This window comes from Nocardia sp. NPDC003963, from assembly GCF_053605105.1.
Window position 1 is genome coordinate 1 of sequence record NZ_JBSGIP010000010.1, and the last position, 13,114, is coordinate 13,114.

The following is a 13,114-nucleotide window of genomic DNA, read 5'->3' on the forward strand; positions in this document are numbered from 1 at the left end:
CGCGAAGCGCGAGTCTCGAGGCCTGAACGGCGGGACACCAGGGGGCCTCAACCCCCGCGACGCCGAAGGCGGCGCCAAAAACACAGCACCTTCACAAACAAGCCTGCGTCCCCGCCTTCACGAGCAAGCCCGCACCTCACCCCTCACAAACAAGCCCGCACGCCGCGCATGAGCAAACCCGAACTCCACCCACCCGCACGAGCGAGCCGACCTCCCGCTCCACCCCGCCGGCCTCTTCTCGTCAACCGGAGCGTTCACGCAACGCCTGGTCGCCCTCGCTTCTCCAGTACTGCCTTACACCAGCTCCAGCCCGACCACCTGATTACGCGCGGGCGGAACACCGTAGGTGGTGGTGCGTTCCCGTACCGGACGCCCGATCCCTTCGGCGATCTCCGTGAGTTCGGCCACAGTTTTCGCCGAGCCGTGCTGCGAACCCGCCATCCGGGAGATGGTCTCCTCCATCAGAGTGCCGCCGAGGTCGTTGGCACCGCTGCTCAACATCACCCGGGTGCCGGTGGTACCGAGTTTGACCCAGCTGGTCTGGATATTGTCGATCCGGCCGTGCAGCATGATCCGGGCCAACGCGTGCGCCGCGCGGTTGTCGCGGTTGGTGGGCCCCGGGCGGGACGCCCCGGCCAGGTAGAGCGGGGCGCTCTGGTGGACGAACGGGAGCAGGACGAATTCGGTGAAACCGCCGGTCTCGTCCTGGATACCGCGCAGTACTCGCAGATGCCCGACCCAGTGGCTGGGGTTGTCGACGTGCCCGTACATCATGGTCGAGCTCGAACGGATCCCGACCTGATGTGCCGTGGTGATCACGTCGATCCAGGCAGAGGCAGGCAGTTTGCCCTTGGTGAGCACCCACCGGACCTCGTCGTCGAGGATTTCGGCGGCGGTGCCGGGGATGGTGCCCAGCCCGGCTTCGCGCAGTGCGGTCAGCCAGTCCCGGACGCTCTCGCCGCCGCGCGAGGCGCCGTTCACGATCTCCATCGGGCTGAACGCGTGGACGTGCATCGACGGCACCCGGGCCTTCACCGCGCGGACCAGGTCCGCGTATCCGGTAACCGGTAGATCGGGGTCGATTCCACCCTGCATACAGACCTCGGTCGCACCGTCGACGTAGGCCTCCCAGGCACGGTCGGCGACTTCGCCGGTGCTGAGAGTGAAGGCGTCGGCATCGCCTTTACGCTGCGCGAACGCGCAGAAACGGCAACCGGTGTAGCAGATATTGGTGAAGTTGATATTACGGTTCACCACGTAGGTGACATCGTCGCCGCACACATCGCGGCGCAACTGGTCGGCGAGACCCGCGACGGCTTCCAGATCGGCCCCGTCGGCGGTGGCCAACGCCAGATATTGGTTGTCGGTGAGCCCGGCCGGATCCCGCTCGGCTGCCCGCAATGCGGCCAGGACATCCGCGTCCAGCCGCTGCGGCGCGGCGGCCAGATCCCGGACCTGTTCGCGGATGGTGTCCCAATCGCCGAACGCGTTGTCGATATCGCTACGGGTATCGGTATTGCGGCCGGCGGTATCGATCTCGGTGTTGAGGTCGGTTCGCCCCGCCGATTCCCAGCTCTCGTCGGGTTCCTGCCAGGGCAGGCCGACCGGAAGCGCGTCCGCGTTCGCCAACCCGGTGTCCGCGTCGGTGAGGGCAGCCACGTGCGCGCCGATCCGGGGATCGATCCACGGGTTCCCGGCACGTACGTACTTCGGATGCGCCGAGGTGCGTTCCACCAGTTCGAAACCGGCACCGGCGGTGATCTCGGCGAGCGTGTCCAGATTCGGCCACGGCCGTTCGGGATTCACATGATCGGGAGTTACCGGCGAAACACCGCCCCAGTCATCGATCCCGGCTTCCAGCAGGGCACGGCATTCCTCGCCGGACACCAGGTTCGGCGGTGCCTGCACCGAGACATCGGGGCCGAGCAACAACCGGGTCACCGCGATGGTGGCCAGGAATTCCGCGAAGTCCGCGTCGGGGGCGTTCCGCATGGCGGTATCGTCCTTGGCCCGGAAGTTCTGCACGATGACTTCCTGGATATGACCGAACGCCTTGTGCTGTTTCCGGATCGCGGCGATCGTATCGGCACGCTCGGCCATATTCTCGCCGATACCCACCAGGATTCCGGTGGTGTAGGGCACCGAGAGCCGGCCCGCGTCGGTGATGGCACGCAACCGCACCGCGGGATCCTTGTCGGGGCTGCCGTAATGGCAATTGCCCTTCTCGGAGAACAACCGGGTCGCGGTGGTCTCGAGCATCATGCCCATCGACTGCGCCACCGGTTTCAGCCGCGAGATCTCCTCCCACGACATCACCCCGGGGTTCAGATGCGGCAGCAGCCCGGTCTCCTCCAGTACCAGAATGGAGACCGCGCGCAGATAGTCCAGGGTGGAGTCGTAGCCGCGTTCGTCGAGCCACTGCGCGGCCTCGGGCCAGCGGGCCTCGGGCCGGTCACCCAGGGTGAACAGTGCTTCCTTACAACCCAGTTCCGCACCACGGCGGGCGATATCGAGCACCTCGTCGGGTTCCAGGAACATCCCGCGCCCCTGGGCACGTAATTTCCCCGGCACGGTCACGAAGGTGCAGTAGTGACAGGTATCCCGGCACAGATGAGTGAGCGGGATGAAAACATTGCGCGAATAGGTGATCGTGCTCGGCCGCCCGGCCGATTCGAGTCCGGCGTCACGCACCCGGGCGGCACTGCGGCACAGATCGGCGAGGTCCTCGTCGCGAGCGTGCAACAGCACCGTGGCCTCGTCGACGTTCAGTGTGACCCCGTCGCGTGCCCGGCGCAGCGCCCGGCGCATGGCGGACGGGGTCGGCACGGGGGTCGGGACGGTCGGTTCGGGTAGCTCGGTCACGCCCTCGATCATGCGGCACACATCCGGAACTGTCTCCTCCCAGGTCGTTGAGCGTTCACAACCGCGGTGTATCTCGGGCTATTCCACGCAGGTCAGTGCTTATTTGCGGCGCCTTCGGCGCCGCGGGCGGGGCCCTATCAACCCCGGTTCTTCACTCCTACGCTCAGTCGCTGCGCTCCTTCGCTTCGTCGCTCCAGAACCGGGGCGGGCCCCGCCGGTGAGATGGACCGTCCGGCGGGGCAGGGAAGGTTCGAGTGGGGAGTTGTGCACCTCGACCGACCCGGGTGGGCTCACGTCACTGTAGGTGGTCGGTGGTCGTCTGCCGGTGAACGGCCGACCGCACACACCGAGTCGCGGTACCCCGCATTGCGAAACCGGGAAGCGTCCCGACCATGAGCAGCGACCATCGGGAGCAGGCAGAACAGACGAGCCGGAACAGAGCTCGACCGACTCGGGGTGGGCCCACGATACGGTCGGTGCTCGATGGTCGCCGACCTACGGACGGCCGACCGCGCATGCCCCGTGCGACGATGAATACATGTCGTCGGACAGCTCGCCACGATCACCGAATCTTCTGGCCGATCCGTCGTGGCGGCCCAGTCCGCGCGCGAAGACCCTGTGGACCGCGCAGATCGCGCTGTCGTGGCTCGTCGTATTCGCCGTACTGCTCGGGTGGGTCGTTCTCGACTCCGATCGCCGCTCCTGGCAGGTACTGGTGGCGGTGGTGGCCCTGGTGATCGCCGTACTCACCACGATCGTGGTGCCCCGGTGGCGCTATCGGGTCCACCGCTGGGAGGTGACCGATGAGGCCGTGTACTCCCGGTCGGGCTGGCTGACCCAGGAGAGCCGGGTCGCGCCGATCTCCCGGGTGCAGACGGTGGACACCGAACGCGGTCCGCTGGAACGCATGCTCGACTTGTCGACGGTCACGGTGACCACGGCTTCCTCCGCGGGCGCGGTGCACATCAGCCTGCTGGACCGGGCGGTGGCCGAACAGACGGTGACCCGGTTGACCGAGATCGCGGCGCGGCACCGCGGGGACGCGACATGACCGCCGGTGAGCTACCGGCCGCGGAACAGGAACCGGCCGCGGGCCATACGCCGGACGACAGCGAACCGTGGCGGCGACTCGATCGCCGGATGCTGCTGGTCCATCCGGTGCAGGAGATCGTGAAGTTCCTGCCCGCGGTGATCGGTGCGGTGATCCTGGGGGTCAGTTCCGGAAACCCTCTCTACAGCCTGCTGGGCCTGGTGTTCGTGATCCCCTACGCGATCACCCTCTGGTTCACCACCACCTACCGCGTCGGGCCGACCCATGTCGAACTCCGCACCGGACTCGTCCGGCGGAAACGATTGTCGGTGCCCCGGGCGCGGATCCGCTCGGTGGATATCGAGGCCGATCCGCTGCACCGGGTACTGGGCCTGGCCGTGGTGGTGATCGGCACCGGCCGGGAAGCCGGCTCCGACGACCGTTTCCGGCTGGACGCCCTCGCCGCCGAACATGTCCGCCCACTGCGCACCGAGCTACTCGCCCACACCCGTGAACTCCATATCGCCGCCGACGATCCGGCACCGGCCCACGGCCCGGCGGCGAATGAACCCACCGGAACCGAGTACCACGGCGGCGAGGAGATCGGGCACTGGCAGCCCGGCTGGGTACGCTACGCACCGCTGTCGTTGACCGGTTTCGCCCTGGCCGCCTCGGCGCTCGGTGTCGCCGCGCAATTCGGCTTCGGCTCCGCCGAGATCAGTATCAGCCGCGATGCCGTCGACGGCGTCCGCGATATCGGCCTGCTATCGCTACTGCTCTTCGCTTTCGCCGCGCTGGCCGCGATGGTGGCCGTCGTGAGCCTCGCCGCCTGCGCCCACTACCTGACCACCAACTACGGCCTGCGTGTCACCGATTACGGCAGCACCCTGCAGATCCGCCGCGGACTGTTCACCCTGCGCCGGATAACCCTGGACACCGCGCGATTGCGCGGCGCCACGATCCGGGAACCGCTGCTCCTGCGCCTGGCCGGCGCCGCGCAACTGGAAGCGGTGATGACCGGTGAGAATCCCGAACAGAAAATCCTGCCGCAATCCCCGCGCGCCGCGGTGGAACGGACCCTGGCCCGGCTGCTCAGTCCACATCGGAATGCCGGAACCGCGGATCCCGCTCTGCCGTCGGCGCAGGTGTCCACGCTCGCCGACGTACCGCTGACCCGGCACGGCCCGGCGGCCCGGCGGCGCCGCTATATCCGGGCCTGCTGGCCGGTCCCGCTGATCGCGCTCGTGCTGATCCTCGCGCCGGCGGCCGGTCTGCCCGACCCGGGCTGGTGGTGGCTGCTACCGGTCGTCGCCGCTCCGATCTGCGCGCTGCTCGCCGAAGACCGCTACCGCGGCCTCGGCCATACCGTCGTCCCCGCCGCCGACGGCTCCCCCACCTGGTTGATCGTCCGCTCCGGATCACTCGACCGGGAACGCACCTGCCTGGAAGCACCCGGCATCATCGGCTGGACTGTGCGCCAGACCTTCTGGCAGCGCCGGGCCGGCCTGGCCACGGTCGGTGCCGCCACCGCGGCCGGAAAGAAGCTCTACCTCATCCACGACGTCCCCCTCGATCGCGCATGGGATGTGCCGGCGCGAATGGGTGGCACATCCGGCGCCGCGGGCCCGGGCGCCTGCTGACCCCCCTTCACTCCGCCGATCGGTCGCTGCGCTCCTTCGCTCCGGACCCGGGCCGACCGCGAATGGCAACGCACCCGGATCCCCCACCCCCGGAACGCTGTGTTCCGAAGGGCGGGAAGGGATCCGGGCCGCGGGGGTCAGGTCTGGCAGTGCCGGGTGGGGGCCACCCGCAGGTCGGGTTCGTCGGCCACGACCCGCAGATCGGGCCGGGTATCCGGACTCGCGTGATCGCCCGTCCACGACAGCAGGGACCACCGGGACAATCCGGAAAGAGCCGAGCCGAGGCTCAGGAAGGATCCGCTGGAGATCGCCGAACCGAACGATCCGATGGAGCCGATCGACAGGACCGACCCCACACTTCCGATCGACAGGATCGAATACGCGGAGCCGATGGACAGGATCGATCCCTCCGAGCGGTACGACAGGATCGACCGCGCCGAGCGCCGGCTCCGGATACCGGTCTTACGCGTACTCTCGACAGTCGCCATCACCCCGGTCTACCACAGCGAAGTGACGGCTGCCGGGCGCTGAACATCCGACGCTCCGAACCGGATCACCCGTTCCGCGGGAGCGGCGATTAACTCGATGTTCGCGGTCCGCGACCACCCGGGTGAACCACGCGCGGACCGCGGCGCCGGTCCCGGCGCGTGACCCGTTCGCACCGAACCGCGCGGAAACGGAAGAAGCCGAGGTCCGCGTGGACCTCGGCTCTCCGATACCTGCGTACCGTCGGTTCAGCCGACGGTGAAGAAGCCGATGGTCGGCATGAACGTGCAGCTGCGGGTTTCGGTTTCGGTCGCCTGGGTGGTGAGCCCGCCACCGATCACCGCGACGACCCGGCCGGTGCCGGTGTTCGCGATGGCCGAGAGGGTGGCCGGACCGTCCGGGTTGATCTTGGCCTCGTCGGTCAGCGGCTGCGAGCCCGCCTCACCGGTGTCCAGGTTCCGCCACTGCACCGTCATCGGCTGTACCTGTTCGGCCGTCGGGCGTTCGGTGCCCAGCGCGGTGAACACGAAACCGGTCTGGCCGGCGGCGGGTCCGGGCGGCGGCAACTGGGCCGGGCCGGGCACCGCGAGGGCGGTACCGACCGAATCGCCGGACGGGGCGATGCAGCCCTTGCCGATGGTCGGGTACAGGAACTGCGCGATCGTCGGCCCGGATTCGGGGATCTCGGGACCACCACCGCCGCTACCGTCCAGGAACGTGATGACCCGTTCCAGCGTCGATTTGATCTGCGGGGGCAGATTCACCGTGGCCAGCAGCGCGCGGGCCTGGGAAAGAATGGCCTCCTGCGGGCTGCCGGGCGCGGCGACGTCCTTGGCCGCCGGAGCCGGTGCGTTGACGATGGCCGGGGCCAGGGCGGCGAGAACGTCGACGGGTACCCCTTCGGGGACCATCGGGACGCTGTTCACCGACGCCTCGGTGGCAGGAGCCGCGACGGCTGTCGCGGGCGCCACGAGGGAGGCGCCCGCCGCAATGGCGAGCGCGGACATTGCGATCCGCGATCCTCGGGTGCGAAGCACTGGTCTAGCCGTCCTTACCTCGGGTACATCTGGGCGACGCTGAAAAGCCGTCGTTTCGGGGTCACTCTAAGGACACTGACGCGCGTTGTACAGCACCGGGGTCGGGATTGCGACCCCCAATTCGCTGTGCTACTAGACAGTAGCGAATAACGCAAGTGACTGGTGTGAAAATTGAGGCGAATGTACACCTGTGACGCATCGGTTGCTCGATGGTTACCGGACCCGGTGGGCGCGGTTTGCCGGGGCGCGCGTCGCACACAGTCCAGGCTCGCGATCGCCCGGAAAGGTGTGGGGTTAATGTATTCCGGGCCGGAAAATCCGGCCGACGCGCCCAACAGCACCGGGTCCGGCCGCCGGCCCGGACCGACTCGAAAGCTCGTGTATTGACTCAGCCCAGCGGCGCCCGGACCGACATTCGGGGGTTCGTACCGTTTCGCCTGGCCCTGGTAGCTCTCGGGATCACCGTGCTGACGCGGCTGTTGTGGATGCTGCTGACTCCCAACGGCATGAACCTGGTCGACCTGCACGTCTATGTCGACGGATCGGCAGCCCTGCTCACCGATCATCTCTACGATTTCACCTACGCCGAGAAGACACCGGATTTCCCGCTGCCCTTCACCTATCCGCCGTTCGCCGCGGTGGTGTTCTTCCCCTTGCACTTCCTGCCCTTCACCGTGGTCGCGATGCTGTGGCTGTTCGCGATCGTCGCGGCGCTGTATTGGGTGGTGCGGATCGCCTTCGAACTGATGCTGGGGCGGGACGCGCTGCGCGAACCGCGGTGGCGCACGGCCATGGTGGCGTGGACCGCGGCCGGCCTGTGGTTCGAACCGGTCCGCACGACCATCGACTACGGACAGGTCAACATCTTCCTGATGCTCGGGGTGATGATCGCGATCCGCAGCTCCCGGTGGTGGCTGTCGGGGACCCTGGTGGGCGCGGTCGCGGGTATCAAACTGACGCCGGCGATCAGCGGCCTCTTTTTCGTGGCACGGCGGCGCTGGGCGGCCGCGGTCTGCTCGGCGGTGGTGTTCGGACTGACGGTGGCGGCCAGTTTCCTCATCAATCCGGAGGAGACCCGCCGCTATTTCGGCACCCTGCTCGGCGACGCCGACCGGATCGGGCCGGTGGGCTCGGTCTGGAATCAATCCATGCGCGGCGCGCTGAGCCGGCTGCTGGGTAGCGATGTGGGTACCGGGCCGTGGTGGATCGCGGGCGTACTAGTCACGGCCGCGCTGGGCTGGTTCGCCTGGCGCGCGCTGCGCCGTGACGATCTGCTGGGCACGGTGCTGATCGTGCAGTTGTTCGGGCTGCTGGTCTCACCCATTTCCTGGTCGCATCACTGGGGCTGGTTGCTGCCGGCCGTCCTCTGGTTGCTCTACGGGCCGTACCGGGAGGTGGCCGGCGCGAAGATACTGGCCGGATACTGGCTGCTCACCACCCTGGTCGGCGCGCCCTGGGTGCTGTCGTTCCTGCAGGATTCGATCTGGACCATCTCCCGCTGGGGCGTATGGTCCTGGCTCGGCACGGTCTATGTGATCGGCGCGCTGGTCTGCTACGGCTGGATCATCTGGGCCGGCCGGACCGTTTCCCGTACCGCTACCGCGCCAGCCGATCTATCTCCCGGGCCAGCGCCACGTCCCGTGCCGTGAGCCCACCCGCGGAATGCGTGGACAGGGTGAAGGTGACCTTGCGCCACCGGATATCGATATCGGGATGGTGATTCGCCGATTCGGCGATATCGGCGACCTGCCGCACGAGTTCGATCCCGGCGGGGAACGTAGCGGCCTCGACCGTACGGGTCAGCGCATCACCGGACCGGCTCCACTCCGGCAGGGAGTCCAGCGCCGCGGTGATCTCGGTTTCGGAGAGCAGTGATGTGGTCATATCGCCGAGTTACCCCGCGATCGCATTCCTACAACCACCTTCCCCGACCCTTCATATCCCCACCCCCGAACTGCCCGCATCCGAGGCGGACGCCGGAGCGGAGGCGGAGGTCGCCCCTCGCTCAGGCGGCGCGCGCCTTCTTCAGTCCCTTTTTCAGTTCTTTTCCGGAGGCGCCTGTGGCCTCCAGGCGCTTCATCCGCATGATGACCACAGGGCATTTCACGCAGCGCGTCTTCTTTCGACAGCACTTCTTCTTCGGCTTGAGGCTCGAAACCTCGCTCGCCTTGACCTTGCCCATGCGGGTTAGCATACCCTTACCTCTGGGCGCCGCCAGCAGGCCACCGGGTTCCCGGTAGGGTGTAACCGGCCCAGATGCCCGGTGAGTTCGAATCTCCCTGTCGCAGGGTCCGGCCGCAAGCAACAGTTAACAGCAGGAGGAACCGGCGTGTCGTCTGCACGCGATTTTCGCAACGTCGCCATCGTGGCGCACGTCGACCACGGTAAGACGACGCTCGTCGACGCCATGCTGCGGCAGTCCGGCGCATTCGCCGAACGAGCCGAACCGGTCGACCGGGTGATGGACTCCGGCGATCTGGAGCGCGAGAAGGGCATCACCATTCTCGCCAAGAACACCGCCGTACACCGGCACCACTCCGACGGCAGCGTCACCGTCATCAATGTCATCGACACCCCCGGCCACGCCGATTTCGGCGGCGAGGTCGAACGCGGACTGTCCATGGTCGACGGTGTGGTACTGCTGGTCGACGCCTCCGAGGGCCCGCTCCCGCAGACCCGGTTCGTCCTGCGCAAGGCGCTGGCGGCCTGTCTGCCGGTGATCCTGGTGGTCAACAAGACCGACCGGCCCGACGCCCGGATCGCCGAGGTCGTGGAGGAGAGCCACGATCTGCTGCTGGATCTGGCCTCCGATCTCGACGACGACGCCGCCGAAGCCGCCGAACTGGCCCTCGACCTGCCCGTGCTCTACGCATCGGGCCGCGCCGGCAAGGCATCCAAGGAGCAGCCGCAGAACGGCGAGGTGCCGAACGCGGAGAACCTGGACGCACTCTTCGACGTACTGCTGGAGAACATCCCCGCGCCCAAGGGCGATCCGACCGCGCCGCTGCAGGCTCATGTCACCAACCTCGATGCCTCGGCCTTCCTCGGCCGGCTCGCGCTGGTGCGGATCCACAACGGCGAGCTCCGCAAGGGCCAGAACGTAGCGTGGATGCACGCCGACGGCGTGAAGACAATGAAGATCACCGAGCTGCTGCAGACGATCGGGGTGGAACGACAGCCGGGTGAGGTCGCGGTGGCCGGCGATATCGTCGCCGTCGCCGGTATCGCCGACATCATGATCGGCGATACCCTCGCCGACTCGGAAGAGCCCGTCGCGCTGCCCCGCATCACGGTGGACGAACCGGCCATCTCGGTGGTCATCGGCACCAACACCTCGCCGCTGGTCGGCCGGGTACAGGGCCACAAACTCACCGCCCGCATGGTGAAATCCCGGCTCGATCAGGAACTCGTGGGCAATGTCTCACTGCGTGTTCTCGATATCGGCCGCCCGGACGCCTGGGAGGTCCAGGGGCGTGGTGAACTCGCCCTCGCCATCCTGGTCGAGCAGATGCGGCGCGAGGGCTTCGAACTGACCGTCGGCAAACCGCAGGTGGTCACCCGGCAGGTCGACGGCAAGGTGCACGAGCCCTACGAAGAGCTCACCATCGACTGCCCGGACGAGTACCTGGGCGCGATCACCCAGCTCCTGGCCGCCCGCAAGGGCAAGATGGTGCAGATGGCCAACCACGCGGCCGGCTGGGTGCGCATGGAGTTCATCGTGCCCTCACGCGGGCTGATCGGCTTCCGCACCGATTTCCTGACCGAGACCCGCGGTACCGGTATCGCCAACGCCGTCTCACACGGTTACGCGCCGTGGGCCGGGGAGATCCGGGCCCGGCACACCGGTTCCCTGGTCTCCGATCGCACCGGCAGTGTCACACCGTTCGCCATGATCCAGCTCGCCGACCGCGGCCAGTTCTTCGTGGAACCGGGCGCGGAAACCTACGAGGGCATGGTCGTCGGGATCAATCCGCGCGCCGAGGATCTCGATATCAATGTGACCAAGGAGAAGAAGCTCACCAATATGCGCTCCTCCACGGCCGATGTGATGGAGACGCTGGCCAAGCCGCTGCAGCTGGACCTGGAGATGGCCATGGAATTCTGCGCTGCCGACGAATGCGTCGAGGTGACGCCCGAGGTCGTCCGGGTGCGCAAGGTCACGCTGGGATCCAACGAGCGGGCCCGGGAGCTGTCGCGCCGCAAGGCGCGCGACCGGGCCGCGCTGTAAGCGGTTTCGCCGCCGGACGGGGTGGCGCGGGTTTGGGTAGAGTGCCGAACGTGATTTCGGGGAGGCGCGCGGTGTGGCGCGGGCTGCTTGTGCTCTTGGCGGTGCTCGTTCCGGTACTGGCCGGATGCACCGCCGACCCGCCGCCGCCCATCGCCAGTACGGACAGCCCGAAGACCGAACCGGCGCAACCCACCAAGAACACCGTCGTCGTCGCCATCGACGACATCGGTATCGGGTTCAACCCGCATCTGCGGTCCGATCAATCGCCGGCGACCGCCGCGGTGGCGGCCATGGTGCTGCCGAGCCCGTTCCGGCCGACCCCCGATCCGGCGCTCCCCGGCGGCACCCTGTGGGTACCGGATAACGCGCTGATCGATTCGGCGACGGTGACCTCGCCGGGGCCGTTCACGGTGACCTACAAGCTGAAGGATCAGGCCAACTGGTCCGACGGCGCGCCCATCGCGGCCGAGGATTTCCACTACCTCTGGCAGCAGATGATCACGCAGCCCGGAGTTATCGATCCGGCCGGCTACCGACTCATCTCCGAGGTGCGGTCCTCCGGTGGCGGCAAAACGGTATCCGTGGTGTTCGACAACCCGTATCCGGCCTGGCCGCAACTGTTCGCGAATCTGCTGCCCTCACATCTGATGAAGGACTCCCCGGGCGGTTTCCAGCGCACCCTGGTCGAGCAGATCCCGGTATCGGGCGGGAACTTCACCATCGAATCGGCGGATCCGGGCCGCGACGAGATCCTGCTGGAACGTAACGACCGGTTCTGGGGCACCCCGGCCCGCCCCGACCAGATCCTGTTGCGCCGCGGCGGCACCCCGGCCCAGCTGGCGGATTCGCTGCGCACCGGCGACACCCAGATGGCACTCGTACACGGCGGTGTCGCCACCCAGGCCCAGTTGGCCGCGATTCCCTCGGTCCGCACCGCGATCATGCCGCAGTCCCGGCAGCTGCGTCTCACCCTGAACGGACGTGAGGGTGTGCTCGGCGACCAGCGGGTCCGGACGGCGATCCTCTCGTTGCTCGACCCCGCACTGCTGGCCACGGTCGGCGCGCAGACCGGCAACTGGGTGGAACCGGTACGCGCGCAGGTGCTGTCTCCCTCCGATCCCGGCTACGTCCCGACCGACCCGCCGCGCCTCAACCCCGATCAGGCGTTCGGCCTGCTGGCCGAGGCCGGTTTCGGCCGCGCGCCGGAACCACCGCCGGTCTCGGCGACCTCACCGGCACCGCGCCCCCGGTCGCTGGCCCGCAACGGCGAACCGCTGGTGCTGCGGATCGGTGCGGTGACCGGCGACGATACCGCGCTCGCGGTGGCCAATACCGCCGCCGACCAGCTGCGCAGCGCCGGGATCGACGCGTCGGTACGCAATCTCGCGGCCGACGAGCTCTACGGCAAAGGTCTGGTGGACGACCAGATCGACGCCGTCGTGGGCTGGGAGGCCACCGGCGGCGATCCCGCCACGGCACTGGCCTCCCGCTACGGCTGCCCGCCCGCGCCGCCCACCACGCCCACGACCGACGGTGCGAAAACCGAGGTCCCGGCCGCTGTGGAGGCGGCCCGCCGGGCGCCGAGCAATCTGTCGGGTGTCTGCGATCGGGAGTTCCAGCCCGCGATCGACGGCGCCCTGCACGGAGTAGAGGTGCCGCGGACCCTGGGCGACGCCGAACCCCGGCTGTGGGGAGCGTCCACCGTACTGCCGATCGTGCAGGACAATGTAGTGGCCGCCGCTGGTCCCTCGGTGGACGGGGCTTCGCTGAGCGGCGCGATCCAGGCCGGAATCTTCGGCGACGCGGCGATGTGGCGGCGCGTCCCGTGACC

Annotated in this window: 10 protein-coding genes; 5 read left to right on the plus strand and 5 right to left on the minus strand. The window is 68.1% G+C overall.

What is annotated here, in order from left to right:
- Positions 1-294: 294 nt before the first annotated feature.
- Positions 295-2,874, minus strand: a complete 2,580-nt coding sequence (locus ACWEWT_RS18665; RefSeq protein WP_452560474.1) for a bifunctional FO biosynthesis protein CofGH — start codon at positions 2,872-2,874, stop codon at positions 295-297.
- A 526-nt stretch (positions 2,875-3,400) separates the two neighbouring features.
- On the opposite strand from ACWEWT_RS18665, the gene ACWEWT_RS18670 reads away from it, so the two are divergent.
- Together ACWEWT_RS18670 and ACWEWT_RS18675 are read left to right on the plus strand one after the other, a co-directional pair.
- Positions 3,401-3,913 (plus strand): PH domain-containing protein, encoded by a 513-nt coding sequence (locus tag ACWEWT_RS18670; RefSeq protein ID WP_452560481.1) that lies wholly within the window; start codon positions 3,401-3,403, stop codon positions 3,911-3,913.
- Entirely contained in the window at positions 3,910-5,532 is a 1,623-nt protein-coding gene (locus tag ACWEWT_RS18675) for a PH domain-containing protein (protein WP_452560482.1), read from the plus strand. The genes ACWEWT_RS18670 and ACWEWT_RS18675 overlap by 4 nt, the downstream gene beginning before the upstream one ends.
- 137 nt (positions 5,533-5,669) lie before the next feature.
- Here ACWEWT_RS18675 and ACWEWT_RS18680 read toward each other — a convergent pair whose 3' ends face one another.
- Entirely contained in the window at positions 5,670-6,020 is a 351-nt protein-coding gene (locus ACWEWT_RS18680) for a hypothetical protein (RefSeq protein ID WP_452560483.1), read from the minus strand.
- 246 nt (positions 6,021-6,266) lie between these two features.
- On the minus strand, positions 6,267-7,025 hold the full coding sequence (locus ACWEWT_RS18685; RefSeq protein ID WP_452560485.1) for an Rv1157c family protein: 759 nt from the start codon (positions 7,023-7,025) through the stop codon (positions 6,267-6,269).
- Positions 7,026-7,540: 515 nt separating this feature from the next.
- Here ACWEWT_RS18685 and ACWEWT_RS18690 point away from each other — a divergent pair.
- Positions 7,541-8,704, plus strand: a complete 1,164-nt coding sequence (locus ACWEWT_RS18690; RefSeq protein ID WP_452560750.1) for a mannosyltransferase — start codon at positions 7,541-7,543, stop codon at positions 8,702-8,704.
- Here ACWEWT_RS18690 and ACWEWT_RS18695 read toward each other — a convergent pair.
- Both ACWEWT_RS18695 and ACWEWT_RS18700 read right to left on the minus strand, forming a co-directional pair.
- On the minus strand, positions 8,652-8,939 hold the full coding sequence (locus tag ACWEWT_RS18695; protein ID WP_452560486.1) for a 4a-hydroxytetrahydrobiopterin dehydratase: 288 nt from the start codon (positions 8,937-8,939) through the stop codon (positions 8,652-8,654). The genes ACWEWT_RS18690 and ACWEWT_RS18695 overlap by 53 nt on opposite strands.
- A gap of 121 nt (positions 8,940-9,060) precedes the next feature.
- Positions 9,061-9,237, minus strand: a complete 177-nt coding sequence (locus tag ACWEWT_RS18700) for a hypothetical protein (protein WP_168165626.1) — start codon at positions 9,235-9,237, stop codon at positions 9,061-9,063.
- A 147-nt stretch (positions 9,238-9,384) separates the two neighbouring features.
- On the opposite strand from ACWEWT_RS18700, the gene typA reads away from it, so the two are divergent.
- Both typA and ACWEWT_RS18710 read left to right on the plus strand, forming a co-directional pair.
- Positions 9,385-11,283, plus strand: a complete 1,899-nt coding sequence (gene typA, locus ACWEWT_RS18705; protein WP_452560488.1) for a translational GTPase TypA — start codon at positions 9,385-9,387, stop codon at positions 11,281-11,283.
- 41 nt (positions 11,284-11,324) lie between these two features.
- Positions 11,325-13,112 carry an ABC transporter family substrate-binding protein gene (locus tag ACWEWT_RS18710; protein WP_452560490.1) on the plus strand — a complete coding sequence of 596 codons (1,788 nt, stop codon included), beginning with the start codon at positions 11,325-11,327 and terminating at the stop codon, positions 13,110-13,112.
- Positions 13,113-13,114: the final 2 nt, after the last annotated feature.

Excerpts from the sequence above, each read along its gene's own strand:
- ACWEWT_RS18665 (WP_452560474.1), bottom strand. The coding sequence starts at position 2,874 with ATGATCGAGGGCGTGACCGAGCTACCCGAACCGACCGTCCCGACCCCC.
- ACWEWT_RS18670 (WP_452560481.1), top strand. The coding sequence starts at position 3,401 with ATGTCGTCGGACAGCTCGCCACGATCACCGAATCTTCTGGCCGATCCG.
- ACWEWT_RS18675 (WP_452560482.1), top strand. The coding sequence starts at position 3,910 with ATGACCGCCGGTGAGCTACCGGCCGCGGAACAGGAACCGGCCGCGGGC.
- ACWEWT_RS18680 (WP_452560483.1), bottom strand. The coding sequence starts at position 6,020 with ATGGCGACTGTCGAGAGTACGCGTAAGACCGGTATCCGGAGCCGGCGC.
- ACWEWT_RS18685 (WP_452560485.1), bottom strand. The coding sequence starts at position 7,025 with ATGTCCGCGCTCGCCATTGCGGCGGGCGCCTCCCTCGTGGCGCCCGCG.
- ACWEWT_RS18690 (WP_452560750.1), top strand. The coding sequence starts at position 7,541 with ATGCTGCTGACTCCCAACGGCATGAACCTGGTCGACCTGCACGTCTAT.
- ACWEWT_RS18695 (WP_452560486.1), bottom strand. The coding sequence starts at position 8,939 with ATGACCACATCACTGCTCTCCGAAACCGAGATCACCGCGGCGCTGGAC.
- ACWEWT_RS18700 (WP_168165626.1), bottom strand. The coding sequence starts at position 9,237 with ATGGGCAAGGTCAAGGCGAGCGAGGTTTCGAGCCTCAAGCCGAAGAAG.